We start from the raw sequence: 19,222 nt of genomic DNA, 5'->3' as shown, positions 1-19,222 counted from the left end.
CCGAAAGCTGTTCGCTGAATCCGGTCTTTGCATCTCGCAGCGGAGGACATCCTGAGATGGGCCGTCTTTCTCGCATCGTTGCAACCCTGACGCGCTGGGGGCTGAGCATTTGCGCGCTGATTCTGGTACTGGCGGCGCTGTATGTCAGCCTCGGCCGTCAACTGACGCCTCTGGTGGCGGAATACCGTGTCGATGTCGAAAGCCGTGCCAGCACTGCGCTGGGCATGCCACTGAGCATTGGCCGCCTGGAAGGTAGCTGGAACAGTTTCTCCCCGGTGGTGCTGGCCCGTGACGTGATGGTCGGCGAGGGCCCCAGCGCCTTGCGTCTGGATCGCGTGCGGGTCGTCCCCGATCTTTGGGCGAGCCTGCTGGCGCGTGAAGTGCGTATCGATCATCTGGAAGTCGACGGCCTGCAGTTCATTGTCAAGCAGGGTCAGGACGGTAGCTGGGCAGTTCAAGGCCTGCCGGTGCGTGACGACAGCCCGTTCAACCCCGAGCAAGTGTTGAATCAGATGCAAAGGGTGGCGCACCTGTCGCTGCTCGACAGCCAGGTGACGGTGCAACCGTTCGACGCTGCGCCGCTGACCCTGACGTACGTCAACGTCAGCCTGACCACGGGCAGTTACCATCAGCGTCTGGATGCGCGGGTGACCCTGCCGGACGGCCAGCCGCTGGCGCTGAACATGCGTTCTCGCGTGCAGGCCAGCCGCTGGAAAGAGGGCGAGGCGGATTTCTACGCCAGCCTGCCGCAAAGCGACTGGGGCAAATGGCTGCCCAAGAGCCTCACCCGCGAATGGACGCTGTCGACGCTGCAAGCCGGTGGCGAAGTGTGGATGAGCTGGGGCAAGGGCACTGTGCAGAGCGCAACCGCGCGCCTCAATGCGCCGAAAATCAAAGGTGTCTACGCCGCACGTAAGCCGACCACGGTAGATAATCTGGCGCTCAACGCCTGGTTCGCCCGGACTGAAACCGGCTTCCGGCTCACGCTCGATTCGCTGGCGATGGACCTTGCCGGCAAACGCTGGGAAAGTCGTCTGCAACTGACGCAAACGGCCGCAACACCCGACAGCGAAGAACTCTGGCACGTGCAGGCCGACCGCCTCGACCTGACGCCGCTCACGCCCTTGATCGACTCCCTTGTACCCTTGCCGGACAAGGCAATGGCCGTCGTCGACGGCCTCAAGGTCACGGGTGGGCTGCGCAATGTATTGCTCGATTACCGTCCGCAAGCGACCGGTGACAAGCGTCTCGGTTTTGCCGCCAATCTCGACAAGGCAGGCTTCAACGCCTATCACGGCGCACCGGCAGCCGGAAATGTAAGCGGTGCGATCAGCGGCGATCTGGGGCAGGGCGAGTTGCGGCTCGATAGCGACGATTTCATGTTGCATCTGGAGCCGATTTTCGCCAAACCGTGGCGCTATCAGAAAGCCAATGCCCGCCTGACCTGGAAGCTGGACGATCAAGCCTTCACCCTCATCGCGCCGTACATCAAAGTATTGGGCGATGAAGGCAGGATCGCTGCGGATTTCCTGATCAAGATCCACCTCAGTCATGATCAGGAAGACTACATGGACCTGCGGGTCGGCATGGTCGATGGCGATGGCCGCTACACCAGCAAATACCTGCCGACTGCCCTCAGCCCCGAACTCGATCACTGGCTGCGCACTGCCGTGGTAAGTGGCGCGGTCAAGCAGGGTTTTTTCCAGTATCAGGGTTCGCTGAACAAGAATTCGCCTGACACTGCGCGGGTCATCAGCCTGTTTTTCGATGTCAGCAACGCGACGCTGGCGTTTCAGCCGGGCTGGCCGTCGCTGACCGGCGTCGATGGCAAGGTTTACGTTGAAAACAGCGGCGTGCGGGTCAAGGCCAGCAAGGGGCAACTGCTCGACACTAAGGTCAGCAATGTGCTGGTCAATATTCCTCACGTCCCAACAGGCCAGGACAGCCACTTGCTGGTCGATGGCAGTTTTGCCGGAAGCCTGGGCGATGGCCTGAAAATTCTTCAGCAAGCGCCCATCGGTACCGGTAGCACCTTTGCCGGGTGGCAGGGCGAGGGTCCTCTGAACGGCAAACTCAAACTGGATATCCCGCTGGCCAAAGGTGTGGAGCCGAAGGTCGTGGTCGATTTCAGCACTGACAACGCGCGTTTGAGGCTGGCCGACCCTGTGCTGGAACTGACCCGGCTCAAAGGCGATTTTCGCTTCGACAGCGCCAGCGGCTTGAGCGGCAAGGGCATCAAGGCGCAGGCCTTCGATAACCCGGTGACTGCGGAAATCTCGGCAGAAGGCACGCCCAGTGCCAACGTGACGCGTATTGTGGCGAACGGCCAGGTCACGGTAAAAAAACTGACTGACTGGCTGAGCGTGACCCAGCCTTTGCCGGTGTCTGGCGATCTGCCGTATCAATTGCAACTGACGCTGGACAGCAAAGACAGCCCGCTGGTGATCAATTCCACGCTCAAGGGTGTGGCAATCGACCTGCCTGCGCCGTTCGGCAAACCCGTCGAAGTGGAGCGCCCGAGCGAATTCCGTATGACGTTGCAGGGCCCGGAACGTCGACTGGGCGCTGCGTACGATAACCTGGCCAACTTTGCGTTCGCCGCACCCGGTGGCAAGTTTGCAGACGGCCGTGGCGAGCTGTACCTGGGCCGTGGCGGCGCCATCGTGCCGGAGGCCAAGGGTTTGCGAATTCGTGGCGAGCTGTCCGAGCTGGATGTCGCGCCCTGGCAGGAGCTTGCCGGGCGTTATGCCGGGGGCGATGCGGGCGGCAGCGCCAAACAATTGCTCAACAGCGTTGACCTGCAGATCGGCAAGCTGACGGCGATGGGCACCACGCTGGATGATGTGCGTGTGCAATTGCAGCGTAACGCCGCCGCTTGGGCCCTGTCGCTGGACAGCTCACTGGCCAAGGGCACTGCGTTGCTTCCAGACGCCAAGTCCGCACCGATTGGTATCAATATGTTGTATGTGCGCCTGCCTGCGCCCGACCCGAAAGCCATAGTGGTCGAAAATGCCCCTGATCCGCTGGCAGACGTTGATCCGCGCAAGATTCCGGCACTGGACATAAATATTTCCCAACTGTTTCAGGGTGATCAACTGTTGGGACCGTGGGCGCTGAAGATTCGCCCTACGCCGACCGGAATGCGCATGTCTGACATGAGTCTGGGGCTTAAAGGTATCCAGCTCGAAGGCGAGGGTGCCTGGGACGGTGCGCCGGGGGCGAGCAGCAGTTGGTTCAAAGGCCATCTGGAAGGCAAGAACCTGGCGGATGTGCTCAAGGCCTGGAGTTTTGCACCGACGGTGACCAGTGAAAATTTCGAGCTGAATGTGGATGGACGCTGGCCGGGTTCGCCTGCCTGGGTGGGGCTCAAGCGTTACTCCGGCAGTCTCGATGCCACGTTGAATCGCGGCCAGTTCGTGGAAGTCGAGGGCGGTGCCCAGGCGCTGCGCGTGTTCGGTTTGCTGAATTTCAACTCCATCGGTCGTCGTCTGCGTCTGGATTTTTCGGACCTGCTCGGCAAGGGCCTCAGCTATGACCGGGTCAAGGGGCTGCTGGTGGCCAGCGACGGCGTCTATGTGACCCGCAAGCCGATCACCCTGACCGGGCCATCCAGCAACCTTGAGCTCAACGGCACGCTGGACATGGTCAGCGACCGCGTGGATGCCAAGCTGCTGGTGACCTTGCCGGTGACCAACAACTTGCCGATTGCGGCGCTGATCGTCGGCGCGCCGGCCATTGGTGGTGCCCTGTTTCTGGTCGACAAGCTGCTGGGCGACCGGGTTGCACGTTTTGCCAGCGTGCAATACAAGGTCGAAGGGCCGTGGAAAGAACCGAAGATCACGTTCGACAAACCATTTGAAAAGCCTCAGTAGCGCTGCATGGAGTACAGTGGTGGCCATGACATCAAACAGCGGGTCGCCATGTCTTTTGCCGTGATTCAAATGGTCAGCCAGAGCGACATCGAAGCCAATCTGGCCAGGGCACGTGCCTTGCTGGAGCAGGCCGCCGCGGGCGGTGCCCGGTTGGCGGTGCTGCCTGAAAACTTCGTCGCAATCGGCCGCCGCGACGTGGCTGACATCGGCCGCGCCGAAGCGCAGGGGCACGGACCGATCCTGCCGTGGTTGAAACTGGCCGCTCGCGACCTCAAGTTATGGATAGTTGCCGGAACCCTGCCACTGCCGCCGAACGCTCGGCCCGATGGCAAGGTGACGGCGTGTTCGTTGCTGATCGATGAACACGGCGAGCAGGTGGCGCGTTACGACAAGCTGCACCTGTTCGATGTGGACGTCGCGGACAGTCGGGGCCGTTATCGTGAATCGGATGACTATGCTCATGGGAGCAGGGTGGTGGTAGCCGATACGCCTGTGGGGCGTCTGGGGCTGACTGTCTGTTATGACCTGCGCTTTCCCGAGCTGTACACCGCGCTGCGTGAAGCCGGTGCTGAACTGATTACCGCGCCGTCAGCCTTCACTGCGGTAACGGGGGCTGCGCATTGGGACATTCTGATCCGGGCGCGGGCCATCGAAACCCAGTGTTACGTGCTGGCGGCGGCACAGGGCGGGGTCCATCCCGGGCCGCGCGAGACTTACGGGCACGCGGCCATCGTTGATCCATGGGGCCGCATACTGGCTCAGCAGGCACAGGGTGAAGCCGTGTTGCCGGGCACACGAGACAGTGAAGAACAGGCGTCCATACGGGCGCGGATGCCGGTGTCCAGTCACCGGCGCTTTTTTTCGCAGGACGCCATGCGGCCTGCTTCGGAGTGAATATGAGTGATCTGTCCTCAGTCAGCGAACACCTTCTTGCACCCGGTGGCCTGAGCCTCGACAACCTGCAATCGGTGCTCGGCGAGCTTGCCGGCCCTGGTATCGACGCGGCTGACCTGTATTTTCAGGGCATGATCTCCGAGTCCTGGTCGCTCGAAGACGGCATCGTCAAGGAAGGCAGTTTCAATCTCGATCAAGGCGTGGGCGTACGCGCTCAGTCAGGCGAGAAGACCGGTTTCGCCTACAGCAACGCGATCACTGAGGATGCGCTGCGCACCGCTGCCCGCGCTGCCCGGTCGATTTCTCGCGCTGGCCAGAATGGCCGCGTGCAGACGTTTACGTCGCAGGACGTGGCTCAGCTGTATGCCCCGGATAACCCGCTGGAAGTGCTGAGCCGTGCCGAGAAGGTCGAGCTGCTCAAACGCATCGACGTCGCAACTCGCGCGCTGGACTCGCGTATCCAGCAGGTGTCGGTGAGCATGGCCGGGGTCTGGGAGCGCATTCTGGTGGCGGCTGCCGACGGCAGTCTGGCCGCCGATGTGCGTCCGCTGGTGCGCTTCAATGTCAGCGTCATCGTCGAACAGAATGGCCGTCGCGAACGAGGCGGGCATGGCGGTGGGGGGCGTACCGACTACCGTTATTTCCTGAATGATGACCGCGCCATGGGCTATGCCCGTGAAGCGCTGCGTCAGGCGCTGGTCAATCTGGAAGCGATTCCCGCGCCGGCGGGCACATTGCCGGTGGTATTGGGTTCCGGCTGGTCCGGGGTGCTGCTGCACGAAGCGGTTGGCCACGGTCTGGAAGGCGACTTCAACCGCAAGGGCAGTTCGGCCTACAGCGGGCGTATGGGTGAAATGGTGGCGTCGAAGCTGTGCACCATCGTCGACGATGGCACCCTCGCAGGGCGTCGCGGCTCGCTGAGCGTCGATGATGAAGGTACGCCGACCGAGTGCACCACGCTGATCGAGAACGGTGTGCTCAAGGGCTACATGCAGGACAAGCTCAATGCCCGCTTGATGCGCGTGGCGCGGACCGGTAACGGTCGCCGCGAGTCCTATGCTCATCTGCCGATGCCGCGCATGACCAACACCTACATGCTGGGCGGGCAGAGCGATCCGCAGGAAATCATCGCCTCGGTCAAGCGCGGCATCTACTGCGCCAATCTGGGCGGTGGTCAGGTGGATATCACCAGTGGCAAGTTCGTGTTTTCGACCAGTGAGGCCTACCTGATCGAAGACGGCAAGATTACCGCACCGGTCAAAGGCGCAACCTTGATCGGCAACGGGCCGGAGGCGATGAGTCGGGTGTCGATGGTCGGTAACGATCTGTCGCTGGACAGCGGCGTCGGTACGTGCGGGAAAGACGGCCAGTCAGTGCCGGTCGGCGTGGGGCAGCCTACGCTGAAAATCGACGCGATCACGGTCGGTGGTACGGGTAACTGAATGTGAGTCGGGGCCAGCTGCTTGCTGCATCTGGCCCCGAGGTCGATATCAACGCAGACCGCGTTGAAGTTCGTCCAGCTCACGGATGTATTTGAAGATTTTGCGGCTGGTGGCCGGCGGTTTGTTGCGTGCAACTTCGTGTTGCGCCTGACGGATCAACGAGCGCAATTGCTGGCGATCAGCGTCGGGGTACTCGATCACGAATTTCTCGAGATCGGCGTCATCACCGGCAATCAGGCGATCCCGCCAGCGTTCCAGATTGTGAAACCGTTCATTGTACTGGCGGGTGGAGGCATCGAGTTGGTCCAGCAATACCAGAATGGCTTCCTGGTCCTGATCGCGCATCAGCTTGCCAATGAACAGAATGTGCCGCTTTCGCGCAATGTTGGCCGTGTGCTTGGGCGCTTCGGCCAGGGCCTTGCGCAAAGCGTCGGTCAGCGGCAGCTTGGCCAGCACGTCGGCTTTGAGTGTTGTCAGTCGCTCACCGAGGTCAACCAGCGCATGCAGCTCGCGCTTGACCTGAGTTTTGCTTTTCTCCCCGTCGAGGGAGTCGTCGTAAGAATCAACCATGGGGGCAGTCCGCAAAGAAACGCCGCCATGATAACCAGTCGTGGGCCGCTTGTCCGGCCCGGTCGGTATTCGGCCTGTGCTGAAAGAAGAATTTGATGGAGAAAGTCATGAGTGCAACCCAAAGCGTCGGCCCACAAGCCTTGCCCGAGCTGCAGGAACAGGTCGAGCAGATCATTGCCGAAGCGCGGCGTCAGGGCGCCAGCGCCTGTGAAGTGGCCGTGTCGGTGGATCAGGGACTGTCGACATCGGTCCGCCAGCGCGAGGTCGAGACCGTCGAGTTCAACCGCGATCAGGGTTTCGGCATCACGTTGTACGTTGGTCAGCGCAAAGGCTCGGCCAGCACATCGGCCACGGGCGCCGATGCCATTCGTGAAACGGTTGCCGCTGCACTGGCGATTGCCGAACACACCTCCGAAGATGAAAGCTCCGGGCTGGCCGATGCTGCGCTGATGGCTAAAGAGACCATGGATTTCGATCTCTATCATGCCTGGGACATCACGCCCGAGCAGGCCATCGAGAAAGCGTTGATCTGCGAGGCGGCAGCGTTTGCAGCCGACAGCCGGATCAAGAACGCCGATGGCACCACCCTCAATACCCATCAGGGCTGCCGCGTATACGGCAACAGCAATGGTTTCATCGGCGGCTATGCGTCGACCCGGCACAGCCTGAGTTGCGTGATGATCGCCGAAGGCGAAGGCCAGATGCAGCGCGACTACTGGTATGACGTCAACCGTAAGGGCTCTTTGCTGGCCGATGCCGAAAGCATTGGCCGCAAGGCTGCGCAGCGGGCAGCGAGCCGTCTGGGCGCGCGCCCGGTGCCGACCTGCGAAGTGCCGGTGTTGTTTGCCGCTGAACTGGCCGGCGGCTTGTTCGGCAGTTTTCTCGGTGCCATTTCCGGCGGCAACCTGTATCGCAAGTCGTCGTTCCTTGAAGGCTCCCTTGGCCAGCGCCTGTTTCCGGAATGGATGACCATCGACGAGCGTCCACACCTGATGCACGCCATGGGCAGTTCCGCGTTCGACAGCGACGGCCTGGCAACTTATGCCAAGCCATTCGTCGATAAAGGCGACCTGGTGTCCTATGTGCTGAGCACCTACTCCGGCCGCAAGCTAGGCATGCCGAGCACCGCCAATGCGGGCGGTGTGCATAACCTGTTCGTCACCCATGGTTCTGAAGATCAGGACGCGCTGATCCGGCGCATGGGCCGCGGCTTGCTGGTCACCGAACTGATGGGCAGCGGCCTGAACATGGTGACCGGTGATTATTCGCGTGGCGCGGCAGGGTTCTGGGTCGAAAACGGCGAAATTCAGTTCCCGGTTCAGGAGGTCACTATTGCCGGGAACATGCGCGACATGTTCAAACAGATTGTCGCCGTCGGCAGTGATCTCGAGCTGCGCAGCAACATCCGCACAGGTTCGGTGTTGATCGAGCGCATGATGGTGGCGGGGAGCTGATCAGCCTGCCTCGTCAGCCCCGCACTTGACTGAACGCGTGCCAATGCCCCATTGGCTTTGGCACGCAGTTCTCGACATTCCGTGTCACACATCTCGACTGCGCTTCGTCCCGTGATCAAGAGCGATCGACAGCGTTTGCAGCCTTGCATCATCCCTTCCTCAAGAATCAATCTCATCAACTCGCTTGTATTGAGTCAAAATCTCATTTAATAATGAATATCATTTGAAGGTGTGCTGTGGCCGTCGCGATCAGTTGATCCGGCCAGCCTGCGCCTCTGGAGGTATGCCATGCAGCATTGGAAACGCACCATTGAACAGGCCAATCGCTGTTTCAGTCTCGGTGAGTGGGTCGAAGCCCGTGAGCTGTACCTTCAGGCGCTGGCCTTGGCGCAGGTGCTGTTCGAGCGTTGGCCGGACGTGGACGAAGCCGTCGCGGCGTGTGTGATCTCCCATCACAACCTGGCGGATCTGCACCTCAGCCTGGGGCAGCCGGAGGAAAGCGCCGAATACCTGTGCGCCATCCATCAACACCTGTTGCAGACCATGCAGAGCCAGCGCCTGCCTCCCGCCCTGCGTGAAGCAGCCTTGCGCCATAGCAGCAAAACCTACGCCGAGCTATTGAGTTTCATCAGCGAGCATGGCGAGTACCCGCGTACCCATCGATTGCTGAACAGCAGCAGCGAGCACACGCGTTCATCGCTGCAGCGCACTTCAGCGACTCAATCCGGACTTTTCTACGGAGCACATTGAATGTCTCATACCTTGCCAGCACTGCCTTATGCCTACGATGCGCTTGAGCCGCACATCGATGCGCAAACCATGGAAATCCACTACACCAAGCATCACCAGACCTACATCACCAACCTCAACGCAGCGGTCGACGGCACTGAATTCGCCGACTGGTCTGTCGAAAAGCTCGTCGCCAGCGTCAAGCAACTGCCTGAAAATCTGCAGCCGACGGTGATCAATCATGGGGGCGGTCACGCCAACCATTCGCTGTTCTGGGAAGTCATGGTGCCAGGTGGTGGCGGTGTGCCTGAAGGTGCGATCGCTGCTGCAATCGATGAGCAACTGGGTGGTTTTGACCGCTTCAAAGAAGCGTTCACCAAGGCCGCGCTGACGCGTTTCGGCAGCGGCTGGGCCTGGCTGAGCGTCACCCCTGACAAAAAACTCGTGGTCGAAAGCAGCGGCAACCAGGACAGCCCGCTGATGAATGGCAACACGCCAATACTGGGCCTGGACGTATGGGAGCACGCGTACTACCTGCGCTACCAGAACCGCCGCCCCGAGTACATCAATGCGTTTTACAACGTGATCAACTGGCAGGAAGTTTCCCGACGCTATCAGGCCGCTCTGGTCTGATTCCCTCGACAAACAGCCAAGGGCATCCATGCGTTCAGAAATACTCAAGGCCGCTGGCGTACGGATGCTCCGCAGGGGTGTAGGAACCGTGCTGCTGTTGGCGGGTATAGTGTTGCTGGCAGGGCGGGGGGTGTGTTGGCTTCGAATGTGCTGCTGACGATGGATACAGTATTGCTGGAAAGCAGCTTGAAACCGAGGGCTTATTCGCCCTCATCAAACCTGTTGTTGATCAGCTCGACCAACCCGTTCAGGGCTTCCTGCTCGGATTCACCTTCTGTATGCAGATGGAGCTCGGTGCCTTTGCCCGCAGCCAGCATCATCACGGCCATGATGCTTTTGCCATCGACCATGTTTTCCGGGGCGCGGCCGACGCGGATCTGGCAGGGAAACTTGCCGGCAACGCCGACGAACTTGGCGGCGGCGCGGGCGTGCAGGCCCAGTTTGTTGATGATGGTGATTTGACGAGCGGGCATCGCAGTGTAAATCCTTTCAGCTAAGGTCCCGGTGGCGGACCTGAACGTTCTTGAGTGATTGTTGCAATACCTGACCCAGGCGTTCTGTCAGGTAGACGGAGCGGTGGTGCCCGCCCGTGCAACCGATGGCAATGGTAACGTAAGAACGGTTACTGGCCGCGAATCGGGGCAGCCATTTGTTCAAATACGAGAAAATGTCCTGAAACATCTCTTCAACGTCGGGTTGCACAGACAGGTAATCGATCACTGGCTGTTCAAGACCTGAGTGATCGCGCAGCTCGGGCTTCCAGTAGGGATTGGGCAGGCAGCGCACATCGAATACCAGGTCGGCATCGACCGGCATGCCGCGCTTGAAACCGAACGACTCAAGCAGAAACGCGGTGCCCGGCTCGGGCTTGTTGAGCAGGCGCAATTTCAGTGCATCGCGCAGTTGGTAGAGATTCAGGTGAGTGGTGTTGATCTTGAGGTCGGCCAGATCGATGATCGGGCCGAGCAGCGTAGTTTCGTCGCGTATGGCCTCGGCCAGCGAACGATCCGACGTGCTCAAAGGGTGGCGACGTCGGGTTTCCGAGAAACGCTTGAGCAGCGTTGCTTCATCCGCATCCAGATAGAGCACATCACATTGAATGTTGCGTGAGCGCACTTCATCCAGCATTTGCGGGAAACGGGTCAGATGGCTTGGCAGATTGCGTGCATCGATCGACACCGCCAGCAGTGGTTCTGCCAGCTCGGTATTGATCAGTGCGCGTTCTGCCAGTTCTGGCAGCAGGCCGGCAGGAAGGTTGTCGACGCAGTAGAAACCGTTGTCTTCCAGTACATCCAGTGCTGTGCTTTTTCCCGAGCCGGAGCGGCCGCTGACGATGATCATGCGCATGGTCAGTGGCCTTTCTGCACGTCCAGCACCACTTGATAGAGTGCCTCACCGCTTTCGGCGCGGCGCAGGCGCTCACGCACATCGGCGCGATCAAGCATGCTGGCAATCTGGCGAAGCAGTTCCAGGTGAGCATCGGTGGCGGCGTCCGGGACCAGCAATACGAAAAGCAGGTCGACCGGCGCACCGTCGATGGCGTCGAAGTCGATAGGGGTAGCGAGGTGAATGACCGCACTGACGGGTTCGCCGCAGCCTTTGAGGCGGCAGTGCGGGATGGCAATGCCGTTGCCAAAACCGGTCGACCCCAGCTTTTCCCGGGCGACGAGGCTTGCGAATACAGTGTCCGGAACCATGCCCGGTACTTCACGACCGATCAGGTTGGCAATGTTTTCGAGTACACGCTTTTTGCTGCCTCCCGGCACGTTCACGTGTGAACGGCCGGGGGTCAGGATATTTTCAAATCGGATCATTTAAATGGCGTTAGCGAGCGGCCGCACCTTTGAGGATGCTTTGCTGCTTTTCCTTATGCTTGAGCAATTGTCGGTCGAGCTTGTCGGTGAGCAGGTCGATGGCAGCGTACATGTCGTCATGTTCAGCATTGGCAACGACCTCTCCACCGTGGATGTGCAGAGTGGCTTCGATCTTCTGCCTGAGCTTCTCGACCGCCATCGTGACCTGCACGTTCGTAATCTTGTCAAAATGCCCTTCGAGCTTCTTGAGCTTGAGCCCGACATATTCGCGAAGGGGTTTGGTCACTTCCAGTTGGTGTCCACTGATGTTGACTTGCATACAGCTTTCTCCTTTGCCAATGCATAAAGAGACAGGCATGGCGCCTGCCACTGGAACGCTGTGGCTCGGCCTGCATCACATCAGTCGCTTACGCTCACTGGAAGGCGCTATCCCTAATGATTCGCGGTACTTGGCGACTGTGCGACGGGCTACTTGAATGCCTTGTGCCTCCAGTAAACCAGCGATCTTGCTATCACTCAACGGCTTTTTCTGATTTTCCGCCGCAACCAGTTTTTTGATGATTGCGCGAATGGCCGTGGACGAGCATTCGCCGCCCTCGGAGGTGCTTACGTGGCTTGAAAAGAAGTATTTCAGCTCGTAAATGCCCCGTGGGGTGTGCATGAACTTTTGCGTAGTGACGCGCGAGATGGTCGACTCGTGCATGCCCACCGCCTCGGCGATATCGTGCAGGACGAGTGGTTTCATGGCCTCGTCGCCATACTCGAGAAAACCGCGCTGATGCTCGACGATCTGGGTCGCGACCTTCATCAGGGTTTCGTTGCGGCTTTGCAGGCTCTTGATGAACCAGCGGGCTTCCTGCAACTGGTTGCGCATGAAGGTGTTGTCGGCACTGGTATCGGCGCGCCGCACAAACCCGGCGTATTGCGGGTTGACGCGCAGGCGTGGTACCGACTCCTGATTGAGTTCGACCAGCCAGCGTTCGTTGTCCTTGCGCACGATCACGTCAGGAATGACGTATTCGGCTTCTGTGGACTCGATTTGCGAACCAGGACGCGGGTTGAGGCTCTGGACCAGTTCGATGACCTGACGCAGCTCATCTTCCTTGATCTTCATGCGCCGCATCAGCTGGGCGTAATCACGACTGCCCAGCAGGTCGATGTACTCGGTGACCAGACGTTGTGCTTCTGCCAGCCAGGGTGTTTTCGCGGGCAGCTGGCGCAATTGCAAGAGCAGGCATTCGCTCAGGTTGCGCGCGCCGATGCCGGCAGGTTCGAATTGCTGAATACGGTGCAGTACAGCTTCGATCTCGTCGAGTTCGATGTCCAGCTCGGGATCGAAGGACTCGAGAATCTCTTCCAGCGTTTCGTCCAGATAGCCCTGATTGTTGATGCAGTCGATCAGCGTCACTGCAACCAGCCGATCCTTGTCGGACATTGGCGCCACGTTCAGTTGCCACAATAGATGGCTCTGCAGGCTTTCGCCGACGGAAGTACGGGTGGTGAAGTCCCACTCGTCATCATCGCTGCTGGGCAGGCTGCTGGCGCTGGTCTGGTAGACATCTTCCCAGGCGGTGTCGACGGGCAGTTCGTTTGGAATGCGTTCGCCCCATTCGCCGTCTTCCAGGTTGTCCACCGTGGGGGCGGCTTCCTGGTAGGTCGGCTCCTGAACGTCGGGGTTGGGCTTTTGTTCGATGTTGTCGGCAAGCGGATCGGAGTTGTCGAAATCGTCGCCTTCTTCCTGCCGTTCGAGCATAGGGTTGGACTCCAGCGCCTCCTGAATCTCCTGCTGGAGGTCCAGAGTGGACAACTGAAGTAAACGGATTGCCTGTTGCAGCTGCGGCGTCATCGTCAGCTGCTGGCCCATTCTCAAGACTAGCGATGGTTTCATGGCAGGGGCTAAACACCTTATTCGCTGACGCACGTGCGCCATCTACTACAGGCGCCGGGGCGCCATCATTAAGCAAATTATATGCCTGAAACCTACAGCTTTGCCTAGAGCGTTATGACAAATAAAATCTTGTCAATACGCTAAAGAGGCATCAATCAGCCGGGGCGTGCCAAAGGCGCTTTATCAGAGACGGAACTCGTGGCCGAGGTACACTTCTTTCACCAGCTGATTGGCCAGAATGGTTTCCGAATCGCCTTCTGCAATCAGCTGTCCATCGTTGACGATGTATGCGGTTTCACAGATATCGAGGGTTTCACGGACGTTGTGATCGGTGATCAGCACGCCGATGCCCTTGGCTTTCAGGTGGTGGATGATCTGCTTGATATCGCCCACCGAGATCGGGTCCACGCCTGCGAACGGTTCATCCAGGAGGATGAATTTTGGCGAGGTGGCCAGGGCGCGGGCGATTTCCACACGGCGACGTTCGCCACCTGACAGGCTCATGCCCAGGTTGTCGCGAATGTGCGTGATGTGGAACTCCTGCAACAGGCTTTCGAGCTCCTTGCGACGGGCTCCGGCATCGAGTTCCTTGCGGGTCTCGAGGATCGCCATGATGTTGTCGGACACTGACAGCTTGCGGAAGATCGAGGCTTCCTGTGGCAGATAGCCGATACCGGCGCGTGCACGACCGTGCATGGGCTGGTGGCTGACATCCAGATCGTCAATCAGCACGCGGCCCTGATCCGCCTGGACCAGGCCCACGATCATGTAGAAGCACGTGGTCTTGCCGGCGCCGTTGGGGCCCAGCAAGCCGACGATCTGCCCGCTTTCGATGGAGATACTCACATCGCGCACGACTTGTCGGCTCTTGTAGCTTTTAGCCAGATGCTGGGCTTTGAGCGTTGCCATTTACGGGGCCTTCTGCGGTTGATCGGTTTTCTTCTTCGGCTGGATGACCATGTCGATACGGGGCCGTGGAGTCGTCAGCTTGGTGCCACCGCTGGCCCGGCCGGCAGTGACCACCTGTCTGACCGTGTCGTAGACGATTTTCTCGCCTTCCGACGTGTTGCCGTCGTTGATGACCTTGGCCTTGTCGATCAGGACGATACGGTCCTGGCCGGCGTAGTACTGGATCGTGACGGCATAGGCCTGCACGATCGGTTTGTCCGGGGCAGGCTTCTGCTCGTAGTAAGCCAGGTTGCCAACGGACGTGAACACATCCACTTCGCCTTGGGCATTACGCGTGATCGTCACGGTGTTGCCGGTGACTTTCATCGAACCTTGCGTGATGACGACATTGCCCCGGTAGGTAGCAACGCCTTTCTTGTCATCGAGCTGAGCGTCGTCAGACTGAATGTGGATCGGCTGATCGCGGTCGGTTGGCAGGGACCAGGCGCTCGCGCTTCCCAGTGCTGCGCCCAAGCCGAGCAATAAAGGAAGAGTTTTAACGAGCCTCATACTGTCCTCTTACGTTGGATAGCAGGTCCATCCTGCTGTCTTTCAAATACGCTTTCATTCCCTTGGCCGTAGTGACACCGCCCGCGCCGTCGATTCTAACGTCTTGGTCGGTCTCCGCATATTCCTTCTGAGGGAATACGGTCATGCGACTGCTGGTAATAATGGTCGTGCGTTGTTTTTCATCGGTGCGTTCGACGCGAACGGAGTCCATCAACTCGACCTGATCCCCGGCGGATGAAACTTCGCCCCTTTTACTCTGTACATGCCACGGGAACGCGCCGCCCCGGTACATGTTCAGGTTGGGGGTGGTCAGCAAGCTTACATCCGTGGCCTTCACGTGCTCGACCTTGTCGGCAGTCATGTCGTACTGAAGCGTGCCGTCTTGCAGGTACTGCACACTGCGCGTGTTGATCGCATAGTAGTCGATGGCGGTGTCGTCAACCGACCCGTCAGGCTGATCCATAAAACTTTCCGGGCTTATATTCCAGTAACCGACGGCTGCCAGCAGCAGTGCCAGTACCCCGAGAAGCAGGAACTTCCGAATTTTTTTAGTGAACATAATGGCTTCTATAAATAGGCGGAGTGAGCCGCTTCAAGGTTGCCTTGCGCACTCAGGATCAGTTCGCAGAATTCGCGTGCCGCACCTTCGCCGCCTCGCGCCTTGGTTATTCCGTGCGCATGCTCGCGGACAAAGCCTGCCGCATTGGCCACTGCCATGCCCAGGCCGACACGCCGGATGACCGGCAAGTCTGGCAGATCGTCACCCAGATAGGCGACTTGTTCGTAATCAAGTTTCAACTCTGCCAGCAATTGGTCCAGTACGACCAGTTTATCTTCGCGGCCTTGAAAAAGGTGTGTGATGCCCAGGCTCTTTGCCCGTCGCTCGACGATTGCAGTTTTGCGGCCGCTGATAATGGCGGTGGTCACGCCGGAAGCGATCAGCATTTTTATGCCTTGCCCGTCCAGCGTGTTGAATGTCTTGATCTCGCTGCCATCTTCCAGAAAGAACAGGCGGCCGTCAGTCAGGACGCCATCGACATCGAAAACCGCCAGTTTGATGGCTTTGCCGCGTTGCATGAGTTCCGGGTTCATCGTTCTGGTTTCCATTACATGACGCCTGCACGCAGGAGATCCTGCAGATTGAACGCACCCACCGGCCGATCATCCTGATCCACGACAACCAGCGCGCCTATTTTGTTGTCTTCCATGATTTTCAGCGCTTCGGCCGCGAGCATTTCTGCGTGGGCGGTCTTGCCGTGATGGGTCATGACCTCATCGATGGTGGTCTGGCGGATGTCGAAAGGGCGATCCAGAGTCCGGCGCAGGTCGCCGTCGGTGAAGATACCGGCGAGCTTGCCGTCGGCTTCGATAATGGCGGTCATGCCCAGGCCCTTGCGGGTCATTTCCAGCAGTGCGTCGCGCAACAGGGTGCCGCGCTGTACGCTCGGCAGCGCATCGCCGGAGTGCATGACATTCTCGACTTTCAGCAGCAGGCGTCGGCCCAGCGCCCCGCCCGGATGCGAAAACGCGAAGTCTTCGGCCGTAAAGCCACGCGCTTCGAGCAGCGCCACGGCCAGTGCGTCGCCCATGACCAAGGCGGCCGTCGTGGACGAAGTCGGCGCCAGATTGAGCGGGCAGGCTTCGTGTGTAACGTGGACGTTGAGGTTGACGTCTGCAGCCTTGGCCAGCACCGAGTCCGGGTTGCCGGTCAGGCTGATCATCTTGATGCCCAGGCGTTTTATCAGCGGCAGCAGGGTCACGATTTCATTGGTCGTGCCGGAGTTGGACAGAGCGAGAATAGTGTCTTCGCGCGTGATCATGCCCATGTCGCCATGGCTGGCTTCGGCCGGATGCACAAAAAACGAGGTGGTCCCGGTGCTTGCCAGCGTGGCGGCAATCTTGTTGCCGACATGTCCGGACTTGCCCATGCCGACCACGACTACCCGGCCCTGGCTGGCCAGAATCATCTCGCACGCGCGCACAAAATCGCCGTCGAGGCGTTCAAGCAAGCCTTGTATGGCTTCTATCTCAAGACGAATGGTGCGTTGCGCCGCTTGAATCAGGTCACTGGATCGAGTCATGTCTGGGAAGGGTCAGCCGGTTGAAAGGCGGCGATTATAGCGGTAATGAACGATTCCCTCACGTCTGATCGTCGTTGTGTGGTTTTTAAACGAATTTCCTACGCTCTTGCGGGTCTGTATCAGGCCTGTAGTCATAACATTGTGGTACAGAATAATTCGGCGGATACCTGAACCGAGCGGTTCTCTTCTTGGGGGCGGGTGACTGCGGTGATATAGTTCGCGGCTGGTTCGGCCCGCCTGCATGGCCTGTCTTGCCTCCAAGAACCGGCGGCTGTGGGCGGAGGCTGTATCGCAAGGAGTTTAGATGAGTTCCGATGACGCCTATGCGGTCGAGTTGAAAGGTGTGTCTTTCAAACGCGGTGCGCGCAGTATTTTCAATAATGTCGATATTCGTATTCCGCGGGGCAAGGTCACCGGAATCATGGGGCCATCGGGCTGTGGCAAGACTACCTTGCTGCGTTTGATGGGTGCCCAGTTGCGTCCGAGTGAAGGCCAGGTGTGGGTCAATGGCCAGAACCTGCCGGAGCTGTCGCGCAGCGATCTGTTTGATGCGCGCAAGCAGATGGGGGTTCTGTTTCAGAGCGGTGCGCTGTTTACCGACCTGGACGTCTTCGAGAACGTCGCCTTTCCGTTGCGCGTGCACACGGAGCTGCCGGAAGAGATGATCCGCGACATCGTTCTGCTCAAACTCCAGGCTGTCGGCCTGCGCGGTGCGGTCGAACTGATGCCGGATGAGCTCTCGGGTGGCATGAAGCGCCGTGTTGCGCTGGCGCGTGCCATTGCGCTCGACCCGCAGATTCTGATGTATGACGAGCCCTTCGTCGGCCAGGATCCGATTGCGATGGGGGTGCTGGTGCGTCTGATCCGGCTGCTCAACGACGCGCTGGGTATCACCAGCATCGTGGTGTCTCACGACCTCAGCGAGACGGCGAGCATTGCCGACTATTTATACGTTGTTGGCGACGGGCAGGTGCTGGGGCAGGGTACGCCTCAGGAACTGATGTCTTCGGACAATCCACGCATTCGTCAATTCATGACCGGCGAGCCCGACGGCCCTGTGCCGTTTCATTATCCGGCGCCGGATTTTCGCGAAGATCTATTGGGGAAGCGCTGATGCGCAAGAAGTCACTGATGGACCGCGTTGCCCTGCTGGGGCGCTCGGCCATTGATATCGTTGCTGTTCTGGGTCGCTCCGGCCTGTTTCTGGTGCACGCCCTGCTGGGTCGCGGCGGTGCTGGCAGCAGTTTTCAGTTACTGGTCAAGCAGTTGTATTCCGTTGGCGTCATGTCGCTGGTCATCATTGTGGTGTCGGGTATCTTCATCGGCATGGTGCTGGCCTTGCAGGGTTTCAGCATCCTGGCCAAGTACGGGTCCGAGCAGGCCGTCGGTCAGATGGTGGCGCTGACCCTGCTGCGCGAATTGGGCCCGGTGGTGACTGCCTTGCTGTTCGCCGGTCGCGCAGGTTCTGCGCTGACCGCCGAGATCGGCAACATGAAATCCACCGAGCAGTTGTCGAGCCTCGAGATGATTGGCGTCGATCCGCTCAAATATATCGTTGCGCCGCGTTTGTGGGCGGGCTTTATCTCGCTGCCGATTCTGGCGATGATTTTCAGCGTGGTCGGCATCTGGGGCGCGTCCTGGGTGGCGATCGATTGGCTGGGAGTCTATGACGGCTCTTTCTGGTCGAACATGCAGAATAGTGTTTCTTTCACGAACGATGTGCTCAATGGGGTGATCAAAAGCGTCGTATTTGCCTTCGTGGTGACGTGGATTGCCGTTTTTCAGGGGTATGACTGCGATCCTACTTCCGAGGGGATCAGTCGCGCGACAACCAAGACTGTCGTGTACGCCTCGCTGGCCGTGCTGGGACTGGACTTTATTCTGACCGCCTTGATGTTTGGAGATTTCTGATGCAAAACCGTGCCATCGAAACCGGAGTCGGCTTGTTCCTGCTCGCCGGGATACTGGCTCTGCTCCTGCTGGCCCTGCGAGTCAGTGGTCTGAGCACAAGTGCGAGCACCGACACCTATAAACTTTATGCCTACTTCGACAATCTTGCCGGTTTGACTGTCAGAGCCAAGGTCAGCATGGCGGGTGTGACCATCGGCAAGGTGACCGCGATCGATTTGGATCGCGATACCTTTACGGGTCGTGTCACGCTGGAGATTCAGAAAAAGGTCGACAACCTGCCTTCCGACTCGACGGCGTCGATTCTGACTGCCGGCTTGCTGGGTGAAAAATACATCGGTCTCAGTGTGGGTGGCGATGACAAGAAGCTCAAGGATGGCGGGACTATCCATGACACGCAGTCGTCGCTCGTGCTTGAAGACCTGATCGGCAAATTCCTGCTCAATACTGTAAGTAAAGACGCTAAGTGAGGAGCTTCA

The 19,222-nt window shown here is 59.3% G+C and carries 20 protein-coding genes; 9 read left to right on the top strand and 11 right to left on the bottom strand.

Annotated features, from left to right (window positions below; translation table 11 throughout):
- Positions 1 to 56 precede the first annotated feature (56 nt).
- From ABJ99_RS04645 to tldD, 3 genes are read left to right on the top strand one after another with little or no spacing between them, the layout of a single operon-like run.
- Positions 57 to 3,872, top strand: a complete 3,816-nt coding sequence (locus tag ABJ99_RS04645) for a YhdP family protein (RefSeq protein ID WP_054084802.1) — start codon at positions 57 to 59, stop codon at positions 3,870 to 3,872.
- A 48-nt stretch (positions 3,873 to 3,920) separates the two neighbouring features.
- Positions 3,921 to 4,766, top strand: a complete 846-nt coding sequence (locus ABJ99_RS04640) for a carbon-nitrogen hydrolase family protein (protein WP_054084839.1) — start codon at positions 3,921 to 3,923, stop codon at positions 4,764 to 4,766.
- 2 nt (positions 4,767 to 4,768) lie between these two features.
- Positions 4,769 to 6,208, top strand: a complete 1,440-nt coding sequence (gene tldD, locus ABJ99_RS04635; protein WP_054084801.1) for a metalloprotease TldD — start codon at positions 4,769 to 4,771, stop codon at positions 6,206 to 6,208.
- Between the two features lie 48 nt (positions 6,209 to 6,256).
- Here tldD and yjgA read toward each other — a convergent pair whose 3' ends face one another.
- A complete protein-coding gene (yjgA, locus tag ABJ99_RS04630) occupies positions 6,257 to 6,778 on the bottom strand; it encodes a ribosome biogenesis factor YjgA (RefSeq protein WP_003377535.1) in 522 nt (173 codons plus the stop codon).
- A gap of 107 nt (positions 6,779 to 6,885) precedes the next feature.
- Here yjgA and pmbA point away from each other — a divergent pair, with 107 nt between their 5' ends.
- The 3 genes from pmbA (at position 6,886) to ABJ99_RS04615 (ending at position 9,594) form a co-directional block, all read left to right on the top strand.
- Positions 6,886 to 8,232: a metalloprotease PmbA gene (pmbA, locus tag ABJ99_RS04625; RefSeq protein WP_054084838.1), complete on the top strand. Its 1,347-nt coding sequence runs from the start codon at positions 6,886 to 6,888 to the stop codon at positions 8,230 to 8,232.
- A gap of 288 nt (positions 8,233 to 8,520) precedes the next feature.
- Positions 8,521 to 8,982, top strand: coding sequence for a tetratricopeptide repeat protein (locus tag ABJ99_RS04620; protein WP_054084800.1), 462 nt, complete (start codon positions 8,521 to 8,523; stop codon positions 8,980 to 8,982).
- Positions 8,983 to 9,594: a superoxide dismutase gene (locus ABJ99_RS04615; protein WP_054084799.1), complete on the top strand. Its 612-nt coding sequence runs from the start codon at positions 8,983 to 8,985 to the stop codon at positions 9,592 to 9,594.
- Between the two features lie 200 nt (positions 9,595 to 9,794).
- Here the strand turns inward: ABJ99_RS04615 and ABJ99_RS04610 are convergent, their stop codons facing one another.
- From ABJ99_RS04610 to ABJ99_RS04565, 10 genes are all read right to left on the bottom strand, one after another.
- Positions 9,795 to 10,067 (bottom strand): HPr family phosphocarrier protein, encoded by a 273-nt coding sequence (locus tag ABJ99_RS04610; RefSeq protein ID WP_054084798.1) that lies wholly within the window; start codon positions 10,065 to 10,067, stop codon positions 9,795 to 9,797.
- A 16-nt stretch (positions 10,068 to 10,083) separates the two neighbouring features.
- Positions 10,084 to 10,941 carry an RNase adapter RapZ gene (rapZ, locus tag ABJ99_RS04605; RefSeq protein WP_054084797.1) on the bottom strand — a complete coding sequence of 286 codons (858 nt, stop codon included), beginning with the start codon at positions 10,939 to 10,941 and terminating at the stop codon, positions 10,084 to 10,086.
- A gap of 2 nt (positions 10,942 to 10,943) precedes the next feature.
- The gene (gene ptsN / locus ABJ99_RS04600) at positions 10,944 to 11,408 is read right to left on the bottom strand and encodes a PTS IIA-like nitrogen regulatory protein PtsN (protein ID WP_054084796.1); all 465 of its coding nucleotides are present in this window, start codon (positions 11,406 to 11,408) and stop codon (positions 10,944 to 10,946) included.
- Between the two features lie 10 nt (positions 11,409 to 11,418).
- Positions 11,419 to 11,727: a ribosome hibernation-promoting factor, HPF/YfiA family gene (gene hpf, locus ABJ99_RS04595; protein ID WP_054084795.1), complete on the bottom strand. Its 309-nt coding sequence runs from the start codon at positions 11,725 to 11,727 to the stop codon at positions 11,419 to 11,421.
- A 75-nt stretch (positions 11,728 to 11,802) separates the two neighbouring features.
- Positions 11,803 to 13,296: an RNA polymerase factor sigma-54 gene (locus ABJ99_RS04590; protein WP_054084794.1), complete on the bottom strand. Its 1,494-nt coding sequence runs from the start codon at positions 13,294 to 13,296 to the stop codon at positions 11,803 to 11,805.
- A 183-nt stretch (positions 13,297 to 13,479) separates the two neighbouring features.
- Positions 13,480 to 14,205, bottom strand: a complete 726-nt coding sequence (gene lptB, locus ABJ99_RS04585) for an LPS export ABC transporter ATP-binding protein (protein WP_007248990.1) — start codon at positions 14,203 to 14,205, stop codon at positions 13,480 to 13,482.
- The gene (gene lptA, locus ABJ99_RS04580; RefSeq protein WP_042912547.1) at positions 14,206 to 14,754 is read right to left on the bottom strand and encodes a lipopolysaccharide transport periplasmic protein LptA; all 549 of its coding nucleotides are present in this window, start codon (positions 14,752 to 14,754) and stop codon (positions 14,206 to 14,208) included.
- On the bottom strand, positions 14,741 to 15,313 hold the full coding sequence (gene lptC, locus ABJ99_RS04575) for an LPS export ABC transporter periplasmic protein LptC (protein ID WP_054084793.1): 573 nt from the start codon (positions 15,311 to 15,313) through the stop codon (positions 14,741 to 14,743). Before lptC ends, lptA begins: the two co-directional genes overlap by 14 nt.
- Positions 15,314 to 15,321: 8 nt before the next feature.
- Positions 15,322 to 15,846 (bottom strand): KdsC family phosphatase, encoded by a 525-nt coding sequence (locus tag ABJ99_RS04570; RefSeq protein WP_375232724.1) that lies wholly within the window; start codon positions 15,844 to 15,846, stop codon positions 15,322 to 15,324.
- A gap of 14 nt (positions 15,847 to 15,860) precedes the next feature.
- Positions 15,861 to 16,835, bottom strand: a complete 975-nt coding sequence (locus tag ABJ99_RS04565) for a KpsF/GutQ family sugar-phosphate isomerase (protein WP_054084791.1) — start codon at positions 16,833 to 16,835, stop codon at positions 15,861 to 15,863.
- Between the two features lie 304 nt (positions 16,836 to 17,139).
- On the opposite strand from ABJ99_RS04565, the gene ABJ99_RS04560 reads away from it, so the two are divergent.
- The 3 genes from ABJ99_RS04560 to mlaD are packed head-to-tail and all read left to right on the top strand — an operon-like array spanning position 17,140 to position 19,213.
- Complete coding sequence (locus tag ABJ99_RS04560) at positions 17,140 to 17,949, top strand: ATP-binding cassette domain-containing protein (protein ID WP_007248985.1); 810 nt, start codon at positions 17,140 to 17,142, stop codon at positions 17,947 to 17,949.
- A complete protein-coding gene (gene mlaE, locus ABJ99_RS04555; protein WP_007248984.1) occupies positions 17,949 to 18,746 on the top strand; it encodes a lipid asymmetry maintenance ABC transporter permease subunit MlaE in 798 nt (265 codons plus the stop codon). Before ABJ99_RS04560 ends, mlaE begins: the two co-directional genes overlap by 1 nt.
- Positions 18,746 to 19,213 (top strand): outer membrane lipid asymmetry maintenance protein MlaD, encoded by a 468-nt coding sequence (gene mlaD / locus ABJ99_RS04550; RefSeq protein WP_054084790.1) that lies wholly within the window; start codon positions 18,746 to 18,748, stop codon positions 19,211 to 19,213. The genes mlaE and mlaD overlap by 1 nt, the downstream gene beginning before the upstream one ends.
- The last annotated feature ends 9 nt before the right edge of the window (positions 19,214 to 19,222 follow it).

Origin of the sequence: Pseudomonas syringae pv. cilantro, from assembly GCF_001293775.1 — a bacterium.
Classification (GTDB): domain Bacteria; phylum Pseudomonadota; class Gammaproteobacteria; order Pseudomonadales; family Pseudomonadaceae; genus Aquipseudomonas; species Aquipseudomonas syringae_P.
This window is presented reverse-complemented; position numbering and strand designations above follow the sequence as displayed.